The 22,112-nt window shown below is 64.0% G+C and carries 22 protein-coding genes; 16 read left to right on the top strand and 6 right to left on the bottom strand.

Features of this window, described 5'->3' with window-relative positions; translation table 11 throughout:
- The first annotated feature begins 8 nt into the window (after positions 1-8).
- The 7 genes from PKE71_RS16810 to PKE71_RS16780 all read left to right on the top strand — a co-directional run bounded on the left by PKE71_RS16810 (position 9) and on the right by PKE71_RS16780 (position 6,530).
- Positions 9-950 (top strand): mitochondrial fission ELM1 family protein, encoded by a 942-nt coding sequence (locus PKE71_RS16810; RefSeq protein WP_271188171.1) that lies wholly within the window; start codon positions 9-11, stop codon positions 948-950.
- An 11-nt stretch (positions 951-961) separates the two neighbouring features.
- On the top strand, positions 962-1,399 hold the full coding sequence (locus PKE71_RS16805; RefSeq protein WP_271188170.1) for a beta-lactamase hydrolase domain-containing protein: 438 nt from the start codon (positions 962-964) through the stop codon (positions 1,397-1,399).
- A gap of 127 nt (positions 1,400-1,526) precedes the next feature.
- Positions 1,527-2,471: a thioredoxin-disulfide reductase gene (trxB, locus tag PKE71_RS16800; RefSeq protein ID WP_271188169.1), complete on the top strand. Its 945-nt coding sequence runs from the start codon at positions 1,527-1,529 to the stop codon at positions 2,469-2,471.
- Positions 2,472-2,524: 53 nt separating this feature from the next.
- Entirely contained in the window at positions 2,525-3,100 is a 576-nt protein-coding gene (locus tag PKE71_RS16795) for a TetR/AcrR family transcriptional regulator (RefSeq protein ID WP_271188168.1), read from the top strand.
- Between the two features lie 142 nt (positions 3,101-3,242).
- Positions 3,243-4,235 carry an aldo/keto reductase gene (locus tag PKE71_RS16790; protein ID WP_271188167.1) on the top strand — a complete coding sequence of 331 codons (993 nt, stop codon included), beginning with the start codon at positions 3,243-3,245 and terminating at the stop codon, positions 4,233-4,235.
- A 147-nt stretch (positions 4,236-4,382) separates the two neighbouring features.
- A complete protein-coding gene (locus PKE71_RS16785; protein WP_271188166.1) occupies positions 4,383-5,567 on the top strand; it encodes a DUF547 domain-containing protein in 1,185 nt (394 codons plus the stop codon).
- 69 nt (positions 5,568-5,636) lie between these two features.
- On the top strand, positions 5,637-6,530 hold the full coding sequence (locus PKE71_RS16780) for a LysR family transcriptional regulator (protein WP_271188165.1): 894 nt from the start codon (positions 5,637-5,639) through the stop codon (positions 6,528-6,530).
- Positions 6,531-6,931: 401 nt separating this feature from the next.
- On the opposite strand, the gene PKE71_RS16775 is transcribed toward PKE71_RS16780, so the two are convergent.
- Both PKE71_RS16775 and PKE71_RS16770 read right to left on the bottom strand, forming a co-directional pair.
- Positions 6,932-7,399 carry a Dps family protein gene (locus tag PKE71_RS16775; protein WP_271188164.1) on the bottom strand — a complete coding sequence of 156 codons (468 nt, stop codon included), beginning with the start codon at positions 7,397-7,399 and terminating at the stop codon, positions 6,932-6,934.
- Positions 7,400-7,517: 118 nt separating this feature from the next.
- The gene (locus tag PKE71_RS16770) at positions 7,518-8,723 is read right to left on the bottom strand and encodes a pyridoxal phosphate-dependent aminotransferase (RefSeq protein ID WP_271188163.1); all 1,206 of its coding nucleotides are present in this window, start codon (positions 8,721-8,723) and stop codon (positions 7,518-7,520) included.
- Positions 8,724-9,008: 285 nt separating this feature from the next.
- On the opposite strand from PKE71_RS16770, the gene PKE71_RS16765 reads away from it, so the two are divergent.
- From PKE71_RS16765 to PKE71_RS16745, 5 genes are all read left to right on the top strand, one after another.
- The gene (locus tag PKE71_RS16765; protein WP_271188162.1) at positions 9,009-11,234 is read left to right on the top strand and encodes a marine proteobacterial sortase target protein; all 2,226 of its coding nucleotides are present in this window, start codon (positions 9,009-9,011) and stop codon (positions 11,232-11,234) included.
- The gene (locus tag PKE71_RS16760; protein ID WP_271188161.1) at positions 11,228-11,815 is read left to right on the top strand and encodes a class GN sortase; all 588 of its coding nucleotides are present in this window, start codon (positions 11,228-11,230) and stop codon (positions 11,813-11,815) included. The genes PKE71_RS16765 and PKE71_RS16760 overlap by 7 nt, the downstream gene beginning before the upstream one ends.
- An 85-nt stretch (positions 11,816-11,900) precedes the next feature.
- Positions 11,901-12,677 (top strand): hypothetical protein, encoded by a 777-nt coding sequence (locus PKE71_RS16755; protein WP_271188160.1) that lies wholly within the window; start codon positions 11,901-11,903, stop codon positions 12,675-12,677.
- A gap of 31 nt (positions 12,678-12,708) precedes the next feature.
- Positions 12,709-13,731 carry a threonine aldolase family protein gene (locus PKE71_RS16750; protein ID WP_271188159.1) on the top strand — a complete coding sequence of 341 codons (1,023 nt, stop codon included), beginning with the start codon at positions 12,709-12,711 and terminating at the stop codon, positions 13,729-13,731.
- An 89-nt stretch (positions 13,732-13,820) separates the two neighbouring features.
- A complete protein-coding gene (locus PKE71_RS16745) occupies positions 13,821-14,153 on the top strand; it encodes a hypothetical protein (RefSeq protein ID WP_271188158.1) in 333 nt (110 codons plus the stop codon).
- 8 nt (positions 14,154-14,161) lie between these two features.
- On the opposite strand, the gene PKE71_RS16740 is transcribed toward PKE71_RS16745, so the two are convergent.
- The gene (locus tag PKE71_RS16740) at positions 14,162-14,668 is read right to left on the bottom strand and encodes a response regulator (RefSeq protein ID WP_271188157.1); all 507 of its coding nucleotides are present in this window, start codon (positions 14,666-14,668) and stop codon (positions 14,162-14,164) included.
- A gap of 207 nt (positions 14,669-14,875) precedes the next feature.
- Between PKE71_RS16740 and PKE71_RS16735 the strand changes: the two genes are divergently transcribed.
- Together PKE71_RS16735 and PKE71_RS16730 are read left to right on the top strand one after the other, a co-directional pair.
- The gene (locus PKE71_RS16735) at positions 14,876-15,268 is read left to right on the top strand and encodes a DUF3775 domain-containing protein (protein WP_271188156.1); all 393 of its coding nucleotides are present in this window, start codon (positions 14,876-14,878) and stop codon (positions 15,266-15,268) included.
- A 95-nt stretch (positions 15,269-15,363) separates the two neighbouring features.
- Positions 15,364-15,975, top strand: coding sequence for a lipocalin family protein (locus PKE71_RS16730; RefSeq protein WP_271188155.1), 612 nt, complete (start codon positions 15,364-15,366; stop codon positions 15,973-15,975).
- Here the strand turns inward: PKE71_RS16730 and PKE71_RS16725 are convergent.
- Positions 15,954-16,430 carry a response regulator gene (locus PKE71_RS16725; protein ID WP_271188154.1) on the bottom strand — a complete coding sequence of 159 codons (477 nt, stop codon included), beginning with the start codon at positions 16,428-16,430 and terminating at the stop codon, positions 15,954-15,956. The two genes, PKE71_RS16730 and PKE71_RS16725, sit on opposite strands and share 22 nt — an antisense overlap.
- A gap of 44 nt (positions 16,431-16,474) precedes the next feature.
- Positions 16,475-16,906, bottom strand: a complete 432-nt coding sequence (locus tag PKE71_RS16720) for a response regulator (RefSeq protein WP_271188153.1) — start codon at positions 16,904-16,906, stop codon at positions 16,475-16,477.
- 198 nt (positions 16,907-17,104) lie between these two features.
- Here PKE71_RS16720 and uvrB point away from each other — a divergent pair, with 198 nt between their 5' ends.
- Positions 17,105-19,315, top strand: a complete 2,211-nt coding sequence (gene uvrB, locus PKE71_RS16715; protein WP_271188152.1) for an excinuclease ABC subunit UvrB — start codon at positions 17,105-17,107, stop codon at positions 19,313-19,315.
- Between the two features lie 106 nt (positions 19,316-19,421).
- Here uvrB and PKE71_RS16710 read toward each other — a convergent pair whose 3' ends face one another.
- Positions 19,422-20,423: a DUF7946 domain-containing protein gene (locus tag PKE71_RS16710; protein WP_271188151.1), complete on the bottom strand. Its 1,002-nt coding sequence runs from the start codon at positions 20,421-20,423 to the stop codon at positions 19,422-19,424.
- A gap of 134 nt (positions 20,424-20,557) precedes the next feature.
- On the opposite strand from PKE71_RS16710, the gene PKE71_RS16705 reads away from it, so the two are divergent.
- Positions 20,558-21,523, top strand: coding sequence for an MrcB family domain-containing protein (locus PKE71_RS16705; RefSeq protein WP_271188150.1), 966 nt, complete (start codon positions 20,558-20,560; stop codon positions 21,521-21,523).
- The last annotated feature ends 589 nt before the right edge of the window (positions 21,524-22,112 follow it).

Below are 22,112 nucleotides of genomic sequence, written 5' to 3'. Positions count from 1 at the left end.
GTCGGAACATGTCCGAACCGTCTTCCACACTTGCGCCATTGACCATCTGGGTCGTCTCGGATGGCCGCCGCGGCATCGAGAATCAGGCGCTCGGCCTGGCCGAAGCCGTCGCACGCGAACTGGACAATCCGGCACGGATCGAACGCGTGACGGTGCGCAAGGACGGTTTCGTCACCCTGCCCGCCAACTCGCATCCCGATCTGTGGATCGGTTGCGGGCGTGCCGCCATCGCCGAGGCGCGGCGCCATCGCCGTGTCTTTCCTGACTGTTTCTTCGTCTATGTGCAGGACCCGCGCGGCCGCTATTCGAGCTTCGACCTGATCGTGGCGCCCGCGCATGACCGGCTGCGCCGGGAGAACGCATTGCCGATGATCGGCTCGCCCAACCGTATCGCAGCGTCTCAGCTGGATGAGGCCAGGGCCCGGTTCGCAGACGAGATCGATGCGCTGCCGGCACCGCGGGCCGCCGTGCTGATCGGCGGGGCCTCCAAGCGCTACCGCATGACACCGAAGATCGGCCGCTATCTGGAAGAGCGGATCGCCGGGCTGCTGGACCGGGGCGTCGGCGTCATGGCGACCGTGTCGCGGCGCACGCCCGAAGCGATCCGAAAACGGCTCGCCGAGCGTTTCGGCAGCGATCCGCGCGTCTGGTTTTTCGATGGCGAGGGCGACAATCCCTATTTCGCCTTCCTGGCGGCCGCCGACTGGATCTTCGTCACGGAAGAATCCACCAACATGATCCTGGAAGCAGCGACGACCGGAAAACCGGTCTACCTGCTGGCGATGGACGGCAAGCCGGGCAAGTTCTCGCGCCTGCACGCCGCGTTGGCCGCACAGGGCGCCCTGCGTCCCTTCCTCGGCACGCTTGAAACCTGGACCTACCCGCCGCTGGACGAGACGCGCCGCATGGCGCACGCCGTCATCGACCGGTGGCAGCCCGCACCGCAATGAGGTTCCCCTTCATGTCTTTCCCTTCCAACGACCCGGTCGTGTGCCGGCACGGCCATGTCGCGCTGGCCAGCCAGCCGCGCGAAGCCGATCTCGACAGCTGGGCCGGTGACGGTGTGGCGCTGGTCGTCAATTCGCGCACGCCGGAAGAGACCGCAGCCCTGCCCTTCAACCTCGCCGACGCCGTCGCCAGCCGCGGCATGCAATATGTCGAGCTGCCGATCGGCGGCCCGTGGGGCGCGTCGCCGGAGCTGACCGTGCGGCTGGGCGCCCTGCTGGCGGCCCATCCGGACAGCGGGATCGTCCTGCATTGCCGCAGCGGCACCCGCTCGGCCCATCTTTATGCCGCGTGGCTGGTCCAGACCGGCGAGGTGCCGGAAACCGTATTCGAGACAATGGGCTGGCCGGGCAGCCGCGACATGGCGCTGGTGCAGGCCCTGCTGCCGCTTTGACCCGCATGGCCGGTCTGCAGCAGGAGAGGCGTGCACGCCCGGCGGGACTCTCTATATAGGGGTCCGATTACATCCAAGAGACACAGCGGCACTGGCCTGCCCGCGAGACTGACCAGAGGTTTTTTTCATGTCCGACACGCGTCACGAACGCCTGATCATCATCGGCTCCGGCGCCGCCGGTTATACGGCTGCCATCTATGCCGCCCGCGCCATGCTGAAACCGGTCCTGATCGCGGGGCTGCAGCCGGGCGGCCAGCTGACCATCACCACGGATGTCGAGAACTATCCGGGCTTTGCCGATGTCATCCAGGGGCCCTGGCTGATGGAGCAGATGCGCGAACAGGCCGAGAAGGTCGGCACCGAGATGATCTCCGACATCATCGTCGAGGCCGATCTGAAAACCCGCCCCTTCGTCCTCAAGGGCGATAGCGGAACGACCTATACCGCCGACAGCGTCATCATCGCGACCGGCGCCCAGGCCAAGTGGCTGGGCATCGAGAGCGAGCAGAAATTCCAGGGCTTCGGCGTATCGGCCTGCGCGACCTGCGACGGTTTCTTCTACCGCGGCAAGGAAGTCGTGGTCGTGGGCGGTGGCAATACGGCAGTCGAGGAAGCGCTCTTCCTGACCAATTTCGCATCCAAGGTCACCCTGGTGCACCGCCGCGACAGCCTGCGCGCCGAAAAGGTGATGCAGGACCGGCTGTTCAAGCACGAGAAGATCGAGGTGGTGTGGGATTCGGTGGTCGAGGAAGTGCTCGGCGACGAGGATCCGCTGGGCGTCACGGCCGTTCGCGTGAAGAACGTCAATACCGGCGAGACGACCGACATCCCCGCGCACGGCTTCTTCGTGGCGATCGGTCACGCGCCCGCCACCGAGCTGTTCCTCGATCAGCTGGAAACCAAGGATGGCGGCTATCTCGTCGTCGAGCCGGGCACACCGAAAACCTCCATTCCGGGCGTATTCGCGGCCGGCGACGTGACCGACGATGTCTATCGCCAGGCCGTCACGGCCGCCGGCATGGGCTGCATGGCCGCGCTCGAGGCTGAACGCTATCTGGCCTCGCAGGAATAGGCCGCCCTGTCGGGGCTCTGGACTTTTGAGCCCCGATCGCGCCTGCTGCCTCCATGAACGCTCCGCTCGCCTCCACACGCGACAAGATCATGCGGTCGGCGCTGGAACTTGTCGCGGAAGACGGTTTCTCCGCCGCGACAACAGCGGCCATCGCGAAACGTGCGGGCGTGGCCGAGGGCACGCTCTACCGGCATTTCGACAGCAAGGACGCACTCTTCGTCGCGGTCTATTCCGGTATCAAGGAAGCCGTCTACCGCAGCGTCATGGCGGAGACCGGCGACTCGGGAAGTTTCCGGGACCGGTTCCGGCAATTGTGGCGTGGTGTCTGGAATGCCTACCGGGCCGATCCGGCCGCCTTCACCTACGGCCAGCGCTTTTCCGAGTATCCGCTGTCGGACCGCGACAGCACACCGATCCATGACGGCTTCGTGCGCCATATCCGCACGCTGATCGAGGACGGCCAGGCCCGCGGCGAGATCAAGGACATTCCCGGAACCGTGCTCACGGCCTTCTTCTTCCCGCCCATGGTTTCGATGCTCAAACAGGCCAATGCCGGGCGTGACTGGACAGCATCCGAAATCGACATGGCGATCGAGACCGCCTGGGACTCCTGGCGCCTGAACCGCTAGACTATCTGAACCGTTATGATGACCGGCAGGGCTTGCGCATTCTCATCGGGCGCCCCATATGTGAGTGAGCGCTCACGTCATTTGCACGCGTTCGCACTGCCACACAATCCATCAAACCTCATCTCCACCAGGGGAGACCATCATGCAGACACGCGAAATCGGACATTCCGGCATTTTCGTAAACCCGATCGGCCTTGGCTGTATGGGTCTGTCGGAATTCTACGGCCCCGCCGTCAACACGCGCGACGGCGTTGCCCTGCTGCACGCTGCCATTGACGCCGGCGTCAATCATTTCGACACGGCCCAGCTTTACGGCATGGGTGCCAATGAGCGCCTGCTGGGCGAAGCCTTCCACGACCGCCGCGACAAGGTGGTGATCGCCACCAAGTTCGGCCCCGTGCGCGACAAGGAAACCGGCGCCTTTCTGGATGTCGACGGGTCGGAAGCCAATATGCGCAGTGCCATCGAGGAGTCGCTGCAATTCCTCAGGACCGACCATGTCGACCTCTACTATCTCCACCGGATCGATCTCAAGCGCCCGATCGAGGAAACCGTCGGCGCAATGGCGAAACTGGTCGAGGAAGGCAAGGTCCGCGCACTCGGCCTGTCCGAAGCCTCTGCCGAGACGCTGCGCCGGGCCAATGCGGTTCATCCGATCAGCGCGCTGCAGTCGGAATATTCCATCTTCAGCCGCGATATCGAGGACGGACCGCTTCCGGCGGTGCGGGAGATCGGCGCCTCGCTGGTCGCCTATTCGCCGCTGGGCAGGGGTCTGCTGACCGGCCGCTACTCGCAGGACTACAAGCCGGCGGAGAATGACTTCCGGCAGGGTGCGCATCAGCCGCGCTTCGCGGAAGGCGCATTCGAGGCCAATCTCGCCCTCGTCGAGGAAGTGAAGACAGTGGCCGGCGAAGTCGGCGCGCATCCCTCGCAGGTGGCACTGGCCTGGGTGCTCGCCCGCGGCGAGGACATCCTGTCCATCCCGGGCACGACCAAGCTCGCCAATCTGGAGATCAATCTCGGCGCAGGCGCCGTCTCACTGAGCGAAGCCCAGACCGAACGCCTCGACCGCCTGGCGGACGATGTGAAGGGCGGCCGTTACCCCGAAGCCCGCATGGCGAATATCAACGCCTAACGCATCCAGCTAACGGTCGCACACGCTTGTGTAAAAAGGGGGAAGCGCGCGTCACGCTTCCCCCTTAACATTGAGTCATAAGTACGTAAGCTCCCGCCAAACCACGACACCCTATGGGTGCAGTACGCTAGTTTGGAGGATTAAGAGATGAAACGCGCGCTTCTGGTCGGCCTGTCTGCGGTACTGCTCGGAACGACAAGCGCTTCCGCGCAGGTTTCATCGTCCGAACTGGCCCGGTTCTCCCGATACGATGACAATTCGAACCGGCATGTCGACTACGACATCTGGACCGATCTTCTGCACGATATCGTCCTGAACGTACCGGTGATGGATCGCGAACCGGAGCGGCTCCGCGCGGTCAATACGGGCACCCGGATATCCACCGCCAACGAGTCGCGCTACCGGTTCGAGGCAAACCGCGTCGCCTATCATCTGATGTCCGATGAGTATCAGGAGGCTATTTCGGCCTACCGGCAGGACCTCGAATCGCTACCTGGCCACGTCGATCTGGCCACGCTGTCGAGCAATGAACAGCTGGCGTACTGGCTGAACCTCCATAATGTAGCAGTGATTGAGCAGATCATGCTCAACTATCCCCTCACTCGAGTTAATCGGCAGGAGGCCTACGGTACGAATGAGAACATGTTCGAGGCCAAAATTCTCAACATCGCCGGCGTACCCCTCAGCCTCAACGATATCCGCCTGAGAATCGTCTACCGGCAGTGGGATGATCCGCGGGTGATCTACGGTTTCTTCAACGGTGCAATCGGCGGTCCGGAAATTTCGCGCACGGCTTTCAATGGGGATAGCGTCTGGACCCAACTCGACCGGAATGCCGAGGAATTCGTCAATTCACTGCGCGGCGTCGAGGTTGCCCGGCGCGAACTCCGCGTCTCGCATCTCTATGAGGAGGCGGCGCACTTCTTTCCCGACTTCGACAGTGACCTTCGGGCTCATCTGTCGGCGTTCGCCAATGCCGACACAGCCGAACAACTGGCTCCGGGCCGGCCCGTCCATGCAACAATCGAGGACTGGCACATTGCTGACCTGATCAACGGTTCGACGCGCTGCGTCGGTCCGGGCGGCGCTGCTACGATGTATTCTGGCTCCCCGGACCCGTCATCAGGCATTGTTGCAGCCGGCACAAGCTGCTCCACGGCACTGCCTTCGAACGCACTCGTCCTGCTCAACGCCGTTCAGGAACGCCGGATCGAGCTGATACGGGAAGGCCGCTACGGCGAGGTTTACACGGTCGATATTCCCACCGACGAGAACGGCAATGAGCTTCGTCTTGCGCCAACCGAGATCGACAGCCCCGACGACAGCGAATAACATCTCGCGATTTGTGCCCATACAGATAGAGTGTCGCCGGGAGATGCCGATTCCGGGGAGACGCAGGGCATGGACTGGGACAAGCTGAAGACCTTCCATGCCGCTGCACAGGCCGGGTCCCTGACCCGTGCGGCCGAAATGCTCGGCCTGTCGCAATCGGCCGTCAGCCGGCAGATCGCGGCGCTGGAGGACGATCTCGGCGTCACCCTCTTCCACCGCCATGCGCGCGGCCTGATCCCGACCGAACCGGGCAATCTGCTGTACGAGGCTGCCCGGGAGATCCACGGCAAGGTGGCCGTCGCCGAGGCGCGCGTTCACGACGCCCGCGACGAACCCTCCGGCGAACTCAAGGTGACAGCGCCGACCGCGCTGGGTGCGATCTGGCTCGCCTCGCGTCTGTCGGAATTCCACGACCAGTACCCCAATATCCGGATCCGGCTGATGCTGGACGATCACGAGCTCGATCTCGCCGGGCTGGAGGCCGAGGTCGGCATCCGCCCCTGGGCCTCGACGCAGAATGATCTGGTCCAGCGCAAGCTGCTGGCCGTGCGCCAGCACCTCTATGCCAGCCACGAATATCTCGAACGTCATGGCCGGCCGCAAACGCCCGAGGACCTCGACGATCATTCCATCATCCACTACGGCCCGCCTCAGCTCGCGCCGATCCCGGGTCTGGACTGGGCCGCCAAGGCCGGCCGCGAAGCGGGGGCGCCGCCGCGCCCGGCCGTGGTCGAGGTCAACACGATCTACGGCGTGATGAAGACCGTCGAGGCTGGTATGGGCATCGCCGCCCTGCCCGACTATGTCGCGCGGGAAAACCCGCGCCTCGAGCGCGTCCTGCCTGAGCTCGTGGGCCCCGATTTCGAAGTGTATTTCGTCTATCCCAGCGAGCTGCGCGGCTCACGGCGCATTGTCGCCTTTCGCGATTTCCTGATCGAACAGGCCCGCCGCTGGCAGAGCTGATCGCTCTGTGACCAAATCGGCCGGAATGCATGGCAAGAATGTGTCCTTGCCGCGTTTCTGCATGGCCGACATGCCCGCATGGCTCTGGTCGCCATTTCGCAACTGCGGCATAAGCCTCGCCAACGCGGCGGCGACGTCGCGCTCTCAGATCCCCCATCTGAGTTCTGCATACCCGTCTCCTCCCCATACGGTATGCACTTCGCGCCGGGCCCCGTCTCCTCCCCTATCGGGTCCGGCGCCTACCCTTTTCGGGCAACCCCGCCCGCACAATATCCTCGGCGCCCCGGTCCTTCAGGACCGGGGCGCTTTTTTGTGCCCGAAACGACAATGCCCCGGAAGCGGGGCTTCCGGGGCATCTCTTCCGCCAGAAAATCTGGCGCCATGGCATGGGGTTTGCCGGATCAGCCGATTGTGGAGCGCAGCATCCACGCCGCCTTCTCGTGCGCAGTCACGCGCGGGGCGAGCAGATCGGCGGTGGCCTCGTCATTATTCTCGTCCGCGAGCGACAGCGCCTTGCGGATCGTGGCGACGACAGCCTCATGGCCCTTCACCAGATCCTTCAGCATGTCATTGGCCTGGGTTTCCTCACCGCCGGACTTGATCGAGGCGGCTTCGGCCATCTCGTTATAGGTACGCGGCGCGACAAGACCGAGGGCGCGGATGCGTTCGGCGATTTCATCCGTCGCGGTCCACAGTTCGTTGTACTGGGCCTCGAACAGGCCGTGCAGATCGTGGAAACGCGGACCGGTGACGTTCCAGTGATAGGCGTGCGTCTTGAAGTAGAGCGCGTAGGTGTCGGCAAGAACGGCGGTCACGGCCTTCGCCATGGTTTCGCGTTGCGTTTCGGACAGACCCATATTGATGCTCATTGTGTTCTCCATTTGTGGTTCGCGTGCGGCCGGGCCGCGGCATCGACATTTATATGAGCCCCCGATCCCCATAATTCAAATGAGGATTAACTGGGTCAGCCATAAACTTCGCCTATACCTATTTCAGCGAAGCGCAGAAGCGCTGGATCCGCAGGCCGGCTTCCTTCAGCGACGCGTCATCCGTCGCATAGGAAATCCGGAAACCCGGCTCCAGGCCAAAGGCCACACCCGGCACGACCGCCACAGCTTCTGCCTCGAGCAGGGCCGAGCAGAAATCGGTGTCGTTCTCGATGCGCGTTCCGTCCGGTGCCGTCTTGCCCAGCGTGCCGGAACAATCGGCGAAGACATAGAAGGCGCCTTCCGGCGTCGGTGCCACGAGACCGTCTGACGCATTGATCGCTTCAAGCACCAGACCCCGGCGGCGCAGGAAAGCAGCATTGCGCGCTTCCAGGAAGCTGTGATCGCCGTTCAGCGCCGCGACCGACGCCCACTGGCTGATCGAGCACGGGTTGGACGTGGTCTGCGAGGCGACCTTGCCCATTTCCTTGATCAGCGCCTGCGGACCGCCGGCATAGCCGATCCGCCAGCCGGTCATGGAATAGGCCTTGGACACGCCGTTCATCGTCAGCGTGCGGTCATAGAGTTTCGGCTCGACCTGGGCGATGGTCGCGAATTCATAGCCCTCGTAGACAATGTGCTCATACATGTCGTCGGTCATGACCCAGACATGGCTGTGCCTGAGCAGCACGTCGGCCAGCGCCTTCAGCTCGGCCGCGGTATAACCGACACCCGTCGGATTGGAGGGCGAGTTGAGGATCAGCCAGCGCGTCTTCGGCGTGATCGCGGCCTCGAGCTGTTCCGGCGTGATCTTGAAACGGCTCTCGATGCCGGCCCGGATCGGTACCGGCGTACCGCCCACCAGGTTCACCATTTCCGGATAGCTCACCCAGTAGGGCGCCGGAATGATCACTTCATCGCCCGGATTCAGCGAGGCGAGCAGCGCGTTGTAGATGACCGGCTTGCCGCCCGTGGACACATGCACCTGGGCCGCCATGTATTCCAGGCCGTTGTCACGGCGGAATTTCTTGACGATGGCATCCTTGAGTTCGGGAATCCCGTCGACCGCCGTGTATTTGGTCTCGCCGCGGCGGATCGCATCGATCGCTGCTTCCTTGATGTGGTCCGGCGTATCGAAGTCCGGCTCGCCGGCGCCCAGCGAAATGACGTCAATGCCTTTCGCCTTCAGGTCGCGGGCCTTCTGGGTCACGGCGAGCGTGGCGGAGGGTTGCACGCGCTGCAGCGCAGCGGAGGGCGTAAAGGTCATGACAGTGTCCCGGATCTTGCATGCGAAGACATGACCCTAGTCGGGCTTGCCGGGCCCGCCAATAGCTCAGCCATGCAGTATCGCCAAAACCGCACAGCGTTTTTGCATGGCTGGCGGAAGCGTTCAGCCGCCCCGCAATCGCCCCACTTTTTCCCCTGATCGCCGCATTCCCGCCCTGCCGCATCCGCGTTCGCGGTCCAGCGTGCCCTTGGACAGGGAGGCCGGCCGCCCCCTGCCGCACCCTCGCAGAGGCGGGGCGGCCGGCGCGTTTCGGGGAGTATTCAGATGACATCCACACGCCACAGGCGCGGCTCCGGTTCGCAGGGCGGTTTCGCCCTCGTTCTGGCCATCGCCGTCTTTATTGTATCGCTTTTCCTGTGGACGGAGGCCCGGGCCGACACGCCGGCCCCGCCGGACGCCGGCCTGGTCCGTCTTTCGGAGATGGAAGAAAGCGCGCTGCTGATCCGCACCGTCGATGCCGGGCTGTACGTCCCCGCCCCGCTGGTTGCGACCGATATCGCCCTCGACATCGCCGGCCCGGTCGTGCGCGCCACGGTGACCCAGCGTTTCGAGAACCCGTCGGATGCCTGGGTCGAGGGGACCTACGTCTTCCCCCTGCCCGCCGATGCCGGCATCGACCGCCTGCGCATGCAGGTCGGCGACCGCTTCATCGAGGGCGAAATCCATGAGCGGCGCCAGGCGCGGCGGATCTATGAGGACGCCCGGGCGAACGGCCAGCGCGCCAGCCTGCTCGAGCAGGAACGCCCCAACATGTTCACCACATCGGTCGCCAATATCGGCCCCGGCGAGACGATCATCGTGCAGATCGAATACCAGGACGTCGCCCGCCTCGCCGATGGCACGTTCGAGCTGCGCGTGCCGCTGGCGATCACGACGCGCTATGTCCCGGGCGATGCGCCGCAATTCGTCGCCGAAAGCCGCAACGCCCCGGCGGCCGTGCCCGACGCCCGCCGCATCACGCCGCCGCTCATGCATCCGGACGGCGAACCGGCCAACGCCCTGCGCCTGCCCGTCTCGATCACCGCCCGCCTGCAGCCGGGTTTCGAGCCCGGCCAGATCGCCAGCCTCTACCACGCCACCCTGGTCGAGCGCCCGGGCGAGGGCGATGCGCGGATCTCGCTCGCCGACGGTCCGGTGCCCGCCAATCGCGACTTCGTCCTGACCTGGCGTCCGGCAGAAGAATACCGCCCCAGCGCCGCCCTCTTCACTCAGACGTTGAATGGCGAAACCTATCTTCTCGCCCAGGTCCTGCCGCCGGCCACACTCGGCGATGACGCACCGCGCCAGCCGCGCGAGACGGTGTTCGTGATCGACAATTCGGGATCGATGGCAGGCGCCTCGATGCGGCAGGCGAAACAGGCTCTCCTGAGTGCACTCGACCGGATGCAGCCCGGTGACCGGTTCAACGTCATCCGTTTCGACAATACGATGGAACAGGTCTTTCCCGCGCCGGTCGACGCGACCCGGGATAATCTCGACCGGGCCCGGCGCTTCGTTCGCGGGCTCGACGCCAATGGCGGCACCGAGATGCTGCCCGCCATGCAGGCCGCCCTGGTCGATGCCACGCCGCAGGACACGGCGCGCGTGCGCCAGGTTGTCTTCCTGACGGACGGCGCCATCGGCAATGAGGACGCGCTGTTCGCCGTCATCCATGACGGGCTGGGCCGGTCGCGCCTCTTCCCGGTCGGTATCGGCTCAGCCCCCAACACCTATTTCATGAGCCGCGCTGCAAGGGCCGGACGCGGCACCTTCACCCATATCGGCGATGTTTCCGAAGTCGCCGGCGCGATGGACGCGCTCTTTGCGGCCCTGGAACGTCCGGTGATGACCGATCTGGACGCGCTTTTCCCGGAAGGCGCGCTGAGCGAGATCTGGCCCGCGCCCCTGCCGGATCTCTACTATGGCGAACCGGTGCTGATGACGGCCCGCCTCGACAATCCGGCCGGCAGCATGCGGCTGGAAGGCCGGATGGGCGACGCCCTGTGGCAGGAGGACCTGTCCCTGTCCGATGCCCGGCCAGCGAACGGCATCGCCACGCTATGGGCCCGCAACCGGATCCGCGCAATCGAGGAGCTGCGCTATCAGGGTGCCAGTGCCGAAGCGATCGATGCCGAAGTCCTGCAAACCGCGCTCGACTTCCACCTCGTCTCCCGCCTGACCAGCCTGGTGGCGGTCGATGTGACGCCCGCGCGGCCGGCGGACGAGGTTCTGACCGCGCGCGATGTTCCCCTGATGGTACCGCACGGCTGGGATTTCGACGCGGTGATGAACCGCAATCCGGAGCGGCAGCACCGCGCCGCACTCGATCCCGCCCTCATCGACCGCCTCGCCCCCGGCTCGCCGCCAGGGGCAGGCGATGCGCAGGCCCGCAATGGGCTGGCCTTGCCGGCGACCGCCACGCCGCGTGAATGGCTGATCCTGCTGGGCGCCCTGATGGCCCTTTCCGGTCTGGCCTGGCGGATGGTGCAGCGGAGGCAGTCCGCATGCTGAACCCGGCCCTGTTCGCCAAGTCCGCCTCGCTTGCCCTGATTGCCGCCGGCACCGCCCTTGCCGGGCAGGGTGTCTGGATCGGCGCCAAGGCCGAAATTGCACAGGTCCTGCTCGCCAGAGCCTGGGCCCGTGCGATCGACGGAGAGTCCGCGCCCACACCATGGCCCTGGGCCGATACCTGGCCCGTGGCGCGGCTCTCCGTTCCGGCCCTCGGCGAACACGCCATCGTGCTGGCCGAGGCGGGAGGCGAAGCGCTGGCGTTCGGCCCCTCCTTGCTCACGGCCTCGGCAAGGCCCGGCGAAGCTGGCATCTCTATCATCGCCGCCCATCGCGACACGCATTTCCGCTTCCTGCAGCATGTCGAGCCGGGCCAGACCGTGATCATCGAGCGGGCCGATGCGCCGCCCCTCGCCTTCCGGGTCACCGGCAGCGAGATCGTCGAGGCGGCCCGCTCCGGCATCGAGACGAACGATGGCGGACCGGCCCGGCTGGCCCTGGTGACCTGCTGGCCCTTCGATGCCGTCACCCCCGGCCCGCTGCGCTATGTGGTCTGGGCCGAACCGGTCGCGGTGACCACCTGAAGCATTCGTAACCCCCGGCCGCACTGGTCAGGCCCGCCGCGCTCCGCTATGCATGAGGCACGGCGGGGGCCGAAGGGAGGCTGGATTGGGCGTTGCGTTGTTCGCGCCCCCGACCGAGGTCCTGCGCCGCCGCTTGCTCGCCGGTGCGCTGTCGATCGCCGCAAACGGGGCTTTTCTGCTTCTTCTCATCCTGTTGCCGCACCGGTTTGCCTCCATAGAAAGACCGGACGCAATCGATGTGGTTTTCGTGACCCTGCCGCCGCAGCCGGTGGAGGCGGAAGAACCAGCCCCGCAGCCGGTCGCTCAACCTGAACCCGACACACCGGAGCCGGTCGCCGAAGAGCCGGCGTCCCAGACCGTGGAGACCATCCCGCCCGAGCCGGAGCAGTCGACCGAGCGGGCTGAGACGTCCGCGCCTGCAATCCCTGAAGAACGCCCGGAAGAGGACGAAGCTCCGGCTGGCGGCGGCGCGCCGCAACGGCCGACCGAGTTCATCGGCGAAGCCATGCCTCTTCCCGATGGCATCAATGGCGGCGGCGCAAGCGGTGTCGTACGGGATGTCTTCTGCCTCTCGAGCTCAGACGCCAATCGCGACGCGCTCGGCTGCCCGCCCGGCGACGGGTCCGAAGGCCTGCCCATGCTGCAATTCGCCAGTCCCGAGAATATCGCCAAAGCTGAAGCCGCTTTCGCCAATCTGTCGGACATGCAGATCCGTGCCCTCTATGCCGGCCGCGGCCTGCCGGTGCGCGACCTGGAGGGTCAGTCGACCCTGGCCGATCCGACGGGCCGCACCACCTCCTCGGCCGACCAGATGCGCGACAGCCTGCCGCCACTGGTGCCGGACCCGGCATTCGGCGATTGACGCCGGCGCTGCGGCAAAGTCCATTGCGGCCATGAATTTCCTGTCCGACACCACCGCCCCCGCCCACCCGGCGCTGATCGAGGCGATCGGCGCCGCCAATGCCGGCTTTGCCGCCTCCTACGGCGCCGACGAAATCTCGTCCCGGGTGGAAGCCCGCCTGAAGACGATTTTCGAGACCGATCTGAAACTTCTCTTCGCGGTGTCGGGCACGGCGTCGAACGCGCTTGCCCTGTCAGCCCTGTGCCCGGCCCATGGCGCAATCCTGTGCCATGACGAGGCCCATATTCATCGCGACGAGCGCGGCGCGCCGGAATTCTTCACCGGCGGCGCCAAGCTGATCCCCCTCGCCGGCGCCCATGCGAAGATTTCGCTCGAGGCGCTCGACCGGGCGCTGGGCGAGATTCCGGAAGGCTTCGTCCATTCCAGCCCGGCCCGCGTGCTGTCACTCTCCAATCTTACCGAAAGCGGAACGGCCTATACGCCGGCCGAAGTGGCCGAACGGGCAGACCGGATTCACCAGCGCCCCGCCTTCGTACACATGGACGGCGCCCGCTTTTCCAACGCGCTGGTGACGCTCGGCTGCACGCCGGCCGAACTGACCTGGAAGGCGGGGGTGGATGCGCTGTGCTTCGGGGCGACCAAGAATGGCGCGCTCAGTGCTGAAGCCATCATCCTCTTCCCGTCCGTCATGGACCGGTTCGAAGAGCTTCAGGCCCGCCAGAAACGGGCCGGCCATATGGCACCGAAGATGCGCTTTCTCGCGGCCCAGTTCGAAGCCTGGCTGAAGGACGATCTGTGGCTCGACCTGGCCGGCACCGCCAACGCCCATGCCCGGGCCCTGGCCGGCGGGCTCGATGCATTGGATGGTGTCGAGGTGATGCATCCGGTCCAGGGCAATGAGGTGTTCATCCGCCTGCCCGAAGCTCTGGGCGACCGTCTGGTGGCGGCCGGAGCCCGCTTCTATCAGTGGCCGGACGGCTCCTGCCGCTTCGTCACCAGCTGGTGCACCCAGGCCAGCGAGATTTCCGCGCTGCTGGATGCAGCACGGGCGTAGATTTTCCGCACAGATTTTCTGGAACACGCACCCCTTGAACGCGCGGAACAAAAGGTGTACATCCTGTGCGTGCAATGCGGGAGATCGCCATGTCTGCGAATGTCGGTATCGTCTTCGATCTGGACCAGCTCGGTTTCGATCCCTATGGCCGGGTGGTGATTTCGGACCGGGCCGCGGGCGCGCGCATGGCGGGGGTTCTCGAACAGGCCGACGCCATGGCCTGTCATTCCGGATGCGGCGCGCCTCTGAGCTGTGACACCGCCCTGATCGCGCGCGAGGAACTGGTGCGGATCGGACCGGACTATCTGGTCAACAATCCCGATTTCGGCACCATCATCCGCAAGCGCAAGGCGGTCGGCGCCCAGGACGTGGTCATCGTCTTCTCGGTCTACCGGAAAGTGGATCTGGATGCGGCGGCGTGAGCGATGGCTCAGCCCGTGGCCTTTTCCTCGTCCGTCGACCGGCGCCACGGGCCGGTATAGCGCGGGTCCTGGCGGCGGCGGCGATCCGGACCGAAATAGGTCGAAGCCTTGATGAAGCGACGGGGCCGCTCGATCAGCGCCGTGATGCGATGGAAGAGGTCGACCGGGCGGACCGGCTTGGCCAGGTATTCATTGACGCCCGCATTGATCGCCTCGATCACTTTCGAGCGGTCCGTGTGGCCCGTCACCATGATGATCGGCAGATACTTGTTGGCGCTGTCGGACGCGGTGCGGACGAGACGGGTGAATTCCAGCCCGTTCAGATCGCCCAGCATGTAGTCGACCAGGGCGAAGTCCGGATTGACGTCGCGCATGGTCTCGAACGCATCAGCGGCATCGCGCACCTCCACGATCGTGCGCACCCCGAACCCCTGCAGAATGGTGCGCAGGATGGTCGACATGTGCGCATTGTCCTCGACGATCAGGACGCGGATACGGTCGAAGCTACCGGACATGGAATCTCTTGGGGGCCGCGGTGAATCAGGTGTGCACCGCGATAGTGCCAATTCGTCCTTAACCAAGTCTTGACCGCACTGGCCGGAACCGCGCGGATGTGCCGAAGTGCCGCATCCCCGCTTCGCCACTCCGCGTACCGCCTGATCCGTGCTAGTGTTTTTTCGAGTACCGCCGAGACTGTCGCAACCGACCGAAAGGGCGTCGTCATGAATATTGCGGAAGAAATGGTCCGGAAACTGGTCCTTCAGGCCCGGGCTTATGACAGCAAGGAAATGATCGAGGATTACGAACGCGACCCGGACAGCGGCGAGACGGATGCCGTCGAAACGCTGCAGACCGGGGATAACGACCCGATCCGCTCCGAGCTGGAGGACTGGATCGACTCGCTGGACGAGGAGGCCCAGGCCGAACTCGTCGCGCTCTACTGGATCGGCCGCGGCGATTATGACGGCGCAGACTTCCCCGACGCCGTGCGCGAGGCCCGCGCCCGCCGCACCGGCTCGACCGCGGAATACCTGCTCGGCGCACCGCTGCTGGGCGACCAGCTGGAAATCGGCCTGGATGCGGTAATCGAGGCCGACGTCTACGACGACGCCTGACGCGGCCATCCCGGTGCCGCGCCGGCGCCACAGCGCTGGAACCGGCATGGCACCGCACTAGTTCTACCGGCATTGCGACATGTCCGGAGGTCCCGATGCGCCGAGCCCTGATCCTGCCCCTCATCCTGCCCGCGCTGGCGCTGGCCGCCTGTTCGCCGCCGCGCGACCGTCTGGCCGGCGACGCGCCGCCACAGACCGTCGAGGCCGTCGATCTGGAGCGCTATGCCGGGCTGTGGTTCGAGATCGCCCGCGCCGACCACAGTTTCGAGCGCGACTGCCAGGGCGTGACCGCCTTCTACACCCCGCAGCCGGACGGCACGGTCGGTGTGACCAATCGCTGCTGGAAGAATACGCTGGACGGCGAGCTGGACATCGCTGAGGGCCGCGCCCGCTATCCCGATCCCGCCGACACGGCCAAGCTGGAAGTGAGCTTTTTCGGTCCCTTCTTCGGGGATTACTGGGTGATCGACCTGGCCGAGGACTATAGCTGGGCGGTGATCTCCGAAGCGCAGGGCCGCTATCTGTGGATCCTCGCCCGCGAGCCGCAGCCCGGCGATGCCTTCATCGAAGCCCGTCTGGCCGATCTGCGCGACCGCGGCTTCGATACCCAGGGCCTGATCTTCCCGCAGCAATGGGCAGATATCGAGGCGATGCCGCGCGACGGCCTGCCGGCCGCTGCCGGCGATCAGCCTTCCAGCACCCAGTAAGTGTCGGCGTCGGGGCGGTCCGGCGCATCCGGATCGTCGCCGGGACGCGGCTCAATGCGCGCCGACAGCACATCCAGGATGCGCTCGCCCAGGCGGTCCGGCTTGACCGGTTTGACCAGGTAGGAATTCGCCCCCGACTGCACGGCCGCCTGCATGACGGCGGTTTCGGTGTGGCCGGTAAGGACGATGACGGAGACATCGTGATTGCGGGCCGCCGTATCGCGCCGCAGGCGGCGCACCAGGGTCAGACCGTTCTCGTGCTCCAGCTCGTAGTCGAGCAGCACGGCGTCGAAGCCGAGCGTGTCGAGATAGGTGAAGGCATCGGCGATATTGCCGACCGCGTAGACATCGCCGCAGCCGAGACGTTCCAGCAGCCGGGCAATGAGGCTGCGGATCGAGGGGATGTCCTCGACGACCAGGATTCTCAGTCCATCCAGCATGGAACCGCCGTACATGACCGGCCCGCTCCACGGCGCCGGTGAGTGAGTGTTGGGGGGGATCAGGCCTGTTTGCGGGCCAGCGCTTCGCCGGCTTCAGCCTGACCGGTCAGCTGCAGGATGCGCTCGCCGAGCATGCGCGCCGTGACCGGCTTGGGCAGGACAGCGTCCGCACCGGCTTCACGCGCCTGTTCGGCCAGGTATTCCATACCCGTCGGCACCAGCAGGATGAGCGGCAGTTCCGGCATCGGACTGGTCGCGGTATCGCGAAAGGCGGCGACCAGCTCCACCCCGCTCGTCCGGCCCAGATCGTGATCGATCAGCGCCAGATCGGGGCGGCAGACGCGGGCCATGATGAAGGCCTCCTCGCGGTCGGTCGCCTCGTAGATCCGGGTGACACCAAGGCCGCAGAGCAGGGTTCGCAGGACGGTGCGCACCGAAGGGCTGTCATCGACCAGAAGAATGTTGACGGCACTGTCTGCAAGCTCGGACATCGGGGCCTCCCTTGTTAAGGCTTCACTATGCGCGCTCCATGCTTAACGCCCGGTGACCGGCGGATCATTCCGTATGATCCGGCGCTCATTGTGTATGACCCGGCCGATGCACCCTCATGACACAACGCTGGCAGGGACCTCACCCCGCCTGCACCCGAAGCACTGGCCGAGCGGCGCCGGAGTGCGCATATTCGGCGCATGACCAGGCTCACCGTCGACGACACCCTCACTGCGCCCGAAGACTTCGTTCTGGACCAGCTGCCCTCCGCGCCGGCCGCCTGGACGCCGCATCGGCCCGACCGCCCGGAAAAGTCCGAGGGCGGCGAGCGCTTCCGCTGTGTCTCCGAATTCCAGCCCATGGGCGACCAGCCCGCGGCGATCGCGGAGCTCGTGGAAGGCCTCAACAACGGCGAGCGCGACCAGGTCCTCCTGGGCGCGACGGGTACCGGCAAGACCTTCACCATGGCCAAGATCATCGAGGCCGTGCAGCGCCCGGCCCTGATCCTGGCCCCCAACAAGACGCTGGCAGCCCAGCTCTACGGCGAGTTCAAGAGCTTCTTCCCGCACAATGCCGTGGAATACTTCGTTTCGTACTACGACTACTACATGCCGGAAGCATATGTTCCGCGCACGGATACGTATATCGAGAAGGAAAGCTCGATCAACGAGGCCATCGACCGGATGCGCCACGCCGCCACGCGCTCGATCCTGGAGCGCGACGACGTGATCATCGTCGCCTCGGTGTCCTGCATCTACGGCATCGGCTCGGTGGAGACCTATACCGCCATGACCTTCGAGCTGAAGCCCGGCGACGAGGTCGATCCGCGCGAGATCATGCGCCGGCTGGTCGATCTGCAATACACGCGCAATGACGCCGCCTTCATCCGCGGCACATTCCGCGTCCGCGGCGACAATCTGGAGGTTTTCCCGGCCCACTATGACGACCGCGCCTGGCGCATCTCCTTCTTCGGTGACGAGGTGGAGGCGATCACCGAATTCGACCCGCTCACCGGCAAGGCGATGGCCGAGCTGAAAAGCGTCAAATTCTACGCCAATTCCCACTACGTCACGCCGCGCCCGACGCTCAACCAGGCCATCGTCCAGATCAAGAAGGAGCTCAAGGAACGCCTCGCCTGGATGGAGGCCGAGGGCATGCTGCTCGAGGCCCAGCGCCTGCAGCAGCGCACCGAGTTCGACCTGGAAATGCTCGAGGCGACCGGCTCCTGCGCCGGTATCGAGAATTATTCCCGCTACCTGACCGGCCGCAAGCCGGGCGAGCCGCCCCCCACCCTGTTCGAATACATCCCGGAAGACGCCATCGTCTTCGCCGATGAGAGCCATGTCTCCATCCCGCAGCTCGGCGCGATGTACAAGGGCGACTATAACCGCAAGAAAACCCTGGCGGATCACGGCTTCCGCCTGCCTTCCTGCCTCGACAACCGCCCGCTCAAATTCCAGGAATGGGACGCCATGCGGCCGCAGACCGTCTCGGTCTCCGCCACCCCGGGTTCCTGGGAGCTGAACCAGACCGGCGGCGTCTTCACCGAACAGGTGATCCGCCCGACCGGCCTGATCGACCCGCCGGTCGAGGTGCGCCCGGTCGCCAAGGACGGCGCCTCCCAGGTCGATGATGTGATCGACGAGGCCCGCGCCACCGCCGAGCGCGGCATGCGCACCCTGGTCACCACGCTCACCAAGCGCATGGCCGAGGACCTCACCGAATACATGCACGAGCAGGGCCTCAAGGTCCGCTACATGCACTCCGATGTCGACACGGTGGAGCGGATCGAGCTGATCCGCGATCTGCGCCTGGGCGTCTATGACGTCCTCGTGGGCATCAACCTGTTGCGCGAGGGCCTGGACATTCCCGAATGCGGCCTCGTCGCCATTCTCGACGCCGACAAGGAAGGCTTCCTCAGATCCGAGACGTCCCTCGTCCAGACCATCGGCCGCGCGGCCCGCAATTCGGAGTCGAAGGTCATCCTCTATGCCGACCGGGTCACCGGCTCCATGCAGCGCGCCATGGACGAAACCGAACGCCGGAGAACGAAACAGCTCGCCTACAACGAAGAACACGGCATCACCCCCCGCACCATCACCCGCGGCATCAGCGACATCCTGGAAGAAGTGATGGAGAGCCAAGCGAAGGGACGGGGAGTCGCGAGCAAGGGGAGAGGCAAGAAAGCCAGCGGCAAGCCGAGCGGCGTCTCGGATCGCGGTCAGGCCGCGCTGGCCGGAGAGAATATCACGGCGGTGATCGCGGATCTGGAGAAGCGGATGCGGGAAGCCGCGGCGGATCTGGAGTTTGAGACGGCGGCGAAGTTAAGGGACGAGATTATGGGGTTGCGGGGGAGTGAGGGGTGGGGAGGCAACGCGGATTCGGGCTCATATGGTTACCTGGCTAAATGAACCTACCTTTCGGAGATCGACGTCGCCAAGCACGATAGAACCTAGAGAGAACAGCTATCGCGTTCGGCGCGGCGCGTGCCGAGACAAATAGATCTCAACGTAGCTACTACCCATCGTCATGGTCACCGATAAATTCAATGAAGATATAATACTTAACTGCATTATTCGCATCAACAACAGGGTTTCCAGAAATCACCACAATATCACCACTCATCGCGTCCAATATATCTGAGAGTTTTCTTCTTTTCTCCGATCGCTTTACAACAAACCGCAGTATTTTTCCAGTATTGTGCTGCCTGAGCTCCCCCCATCCCGTTTCTTTGTCAAATTTTTTTAACGAACCAACAACAACGACGACTTCATCTAACACTTTTGAATCGTCAAGGCTTTCCACATCTGAAAGATGCAGTGTATTTTTGTAATCCGCCCGCTCTTCAGACACCCCAATATCCAGTTTTTCTGCAGATTTCTTTAGCGGATACCCAATTTCACGAACTTGGGGCCTAGTTTTCTGGATAAGTTCGACCCGCGCGTCAGAATCCACCTCGCGCAACTGTGGGTACGCCTTAAGATATTCAGCCCTTGAAGCAGAATCTTCGAGTGCGCCAATCCGTTCAGATAACCTATCTAGGTTGTTATCATTCGCATTTGATTTGGCTTCAGCTAGCAAGGTATGTAGAGTTTCGATATGCTTGTGGTTATATTCGTCATTCTTCTCGATAATCTCTAGGGCCCTCATTAAAGCATCGTTGTCCTTCGATCCGAAATCACCTTTTGCTTTAGAACCAAGCCATTTTAGAGGAAATATAGACTGCAATCCATATTGAATCATAGCCTGTATTGGAACTTGAATAGCGGTGGTTGCTGTAATTTTAAGCGCTTCCTCTATTAGTATTTCCCAACTTCCGTGCTGAGGCGTGGTAACTCTAAATGTTGAATCCACCTGGCCAGGCGATATCCTTTGAATCACGCGGCCTGTTTTCCGAAAATGGTGCAGCGTGTAAATGAAACGAGATGCGCCATATTGAAATCTTGAAGCTTCATAAAAATCCAAGACACTTTCTGACGCTAAGCCGCCATCGAATCGAAATTTGATTTCCGAGTCCAACGCCTTCTCCCCCGAATCATCGGCAAATTGCTAACAACCTAAATTAGCTTTCTCTTTCAGGTCATGCAATCTAGACGGGATCAGCAATGGGCGCTTAGCCTACGACAACAATGCGGAGTTGGGAGGGGCTAGGAATGCGGGCAGAGTTTCTCAACTGGGCCACCAATTACCTGAGCGATAGTCAGAGAGACCTTGCAGCAGGCAAAGCCGGCGCGCCCTCGCATATTGCCGCAACACAGACACTGCCGGCTTCGATTGCGGGTCGGGTCGCCGAACCAGATCGCTATCAAATAAGAGGCAGCACGGGCGCAGGCCCTTGGGCAGATATCTCTTGGGTTGCCGTACTCGATCGCGCCATCACCAACACCACCCAGCACGGCTACTATATCGTTTATCTCCTCAGCAAAGACGGAACCCGTCTCTATCTGACGCTCAACCAAGGCTGCAAAAAACTTAGCGATGACATCGGCAAACCTTCCGCAAAGGATGAACTCGAGCGGCGGGCCGCGATTATGCGAGCGCGCTTGAGAGGGCGCTTGGCGCGCCTAGGCGTCAAACCGATCACACTTGGCACTCCGCCAAGCCATCGTCTCGGACCTCTATACGAAGCGGGCCATGTGGTCGGAGCGCACTATCAAACCGATGCGCTTCCATCAGAGACCGAACTGGTTGCTGACCTCGAAGAAGCTTTAGCGCACTACAAATTCCTCGTAGCGAACGGCGGCTACCGCTCCACAGAAGACATCATCGAGGAAGCCGACGGCGACGGGTTCGAGGGCGAAGACCTGCCCTTTAAAAAGAAATATGTCGCGCACCGGACGGTGGAGCGTGATGCGTCACACGCCAAGAAGGTCAAAGCCTACTTCAACACGGACGTCTGCATGGGCTGTGATCGCAGCATGACAGACCTCTATGGCGACATCGGCCCCAAAGTGCTTGAGGTTCACCACCTCATCCCACTTGAAACACTTGCAACAGGCCAGATCACATCCTTCCGAGTGCCAGAAGATTTCGCCCTTCTCTGCCCCAGCTGCCATCGCGTCATCCACAAGATCGGTGCCTCGGATCTGAAGGCCCTTCAAAAACTGGCTCGCAAGTAAGCGCCCACAATCCGCTCGACGGCATACGATTTGTGGTGGCCGCTGCGCGGCCGCCCCTCACCCTGCCCTCTCCCCGGTGGGGGAGAGGGGGTGTTGATGCCGCAACATTCACCGTCACCCTGACGAAGGTCAGGGCCCAGTTCATAGGGCGGGGTATTCGTGAGTTCGCACTTGTTCCGCACGTCGCCGATCGCGATCCGAGCCCGTCTGGCGTAAATCTCCCTTTACGATCTGGGTCCTGACTTTCATCAGGATGACGCTAGGTGGGGCCGGAAAACGGGGACACACACCATTTCCGCCGGCAAGCACCGACGACGCCCTTCCCCACAAAGCGCATGGCCCCCGGAAGCCCGGCTCCAGCTATCCGGCTTGCGTGCGGAGCCGCGGAGCGGCGCCCTGGGCGCGCCTGGCCTGAACAAGCGGAGACGGCCCGCCGGCCTGCGGTTTGTGGGCGCCCCTGCACCGGCGCGCGGCGGAGCCTGGCCTGTGAGCAGTCCCTGACTGGCCGCTGCGCGGCTGCCCCTCACCCTGCCCTCTCCCCGGTGGGGGAGAGGGGAATGCCGGGTCCAGGGGCTCGCCCCGCTTGCGG

The organism is Maricaulis virginensis (assembly GCF_027922185.1).
Lineage (GTDB): Bacteria > Pseudomonadota > Alphaproteobacteria > Caulobacterales > Maricaulaceae > Maricaulis > Maricaulis virginensis.
This window is presented reverse-complemented; position numbering and strand designations above follow the sequence as displayed.

Coding starts and splice junctions, on each gene's coding strand:
- PKE71_RS16810 (WP_271188171.1), top strand. CDS start 9: ATGTCCGAACCGTCTTCCACACTTGCGCCATTGACCATCTGGGTCGTC.
- PKE71_RS16805 (WP_271188170.1), top strand. CDS start 962: ATGTCTTTCCCTTCCAACGACCCGGTCGTGTGCCGGCACGGCCATGTC.
- trxB (WP_271188169.1), top strand. CDS start 1,527: ATGTCCGACACGCGTCACGAACGCCTGATCATCATCGGCTCCGGCGCC.
- PKE71_RS16795 (WP_271188168.1), top strand. CDS start 2,525: ATGAACGCTCCGCTCGCCTCCACACGCGACAAGATCATGCGGTCGGCG.
- PKE71_RS16790 (WP_271188167.1), top strand. CDS start 3,243: ATGCAGACACGCGAAATCGGACATTCCGGCATTTTCGTAAACCCGATC.
- PKE71_RS16785 (WP_271188166.1), top strand. CDS start 4,383: ATGAAACGCGCGCTTCTGGTCGGCCTGTCTGCGGTACTGCTCGGAACG.
- PKE71_RS16780 (WP_271188165.1), top strand. CDS start 5,637: ATGGACTGGGACAAGCTGAAGACCTTCCATGCCGCTGCACAGGCCGGG.
- PKE71_RS16775 (WP_271188164.1), bottom strand. CDS start 7,399: ATGAGCATCAATATGGGTCTGTCCGAAACGCAACGCGAAACCATGGCG.
- PKE71_RS16770 (WP_271188163.1), bottom strand. CDS start 8,723: ATGACCTTTACGCCCTCCGCTGCGCTGCAGCGCGTGCAACCCTCCGCC.
- PKE71_RS16765 (WP_271188162.1), top strand. CDS start 9,009: ATGACATCCACACGCCACAGGCGCGGCTCCGGTTCGCAGGGCGGTTTC.
- PKE71_RS16760 (WP_271188161.1), top strand. CDS start 11,228: ATGCTGAACCCGGCCCTGTTCGCCAAGTCCGCCTCGCTTGCCCTGATT.
- PKE71_RS16750 (WP_271188159.1), top strand. CDS start 12,709: ATGAATTTCCTGTCCGACACCACCGCCCCCGCCCACCCGGCGCTGATC.
- PKE71_RS16745 (WP_271188158.1), top strand. CDS start 13,821: ATGTCTGCGAATGTCGGTATCGTCTTCGATCTGGACCAGCTCGGTTTC.
- PKE71_RS16740 (WP_271188157.1), bottom strand. CDS start 14,668: ATGTCCGGTAGCTTCGACCGTATCCGCGTCCTGATCGTCGAGGACAAT.
- PKE71_RS16735 (WP_271188156.1), top strand. CDS start 14,876: ATGAATATTGCGGAAGAAATGGTCCGGAAACTGGTCCTTCAGGCCCGG.
- PKE71_RS16730 (WP_271188155.1), top strand. CDS start 15,364: ATGCGCCGAGCCCTGATCCTGCCCCTCATCCTGCCCGCGCTGGCGCTG.
- PKE71_RS16725 (WP_271188154.1), bottom strand. CDS start 16,430: ATGTACGGCGGTTCCATGCTGGATGGACTGAGAATCCTGGTCGTCGAG.
- PKE71_RS16720 (WP_271188153.1), bottom strand. CDS start 16,906: ATGTCCGAGCTTGCAGACAGTGCCGTCAACATTCTTCTGGTCGATGAC.
- uvrB (WP_271188152.1), top strand. CDS start 17,105: ATGACCAGGCTCACCGTCGACGACACCCTCACTGCGCCCGAAGACTTC.
- PKE71_RS16705 (WP_271188150.1), top strand. CDS start 20,558: ATGCGGGCAGAGTTTCTCAACTGGGCCACCAATTACCTGAGCGATAGT.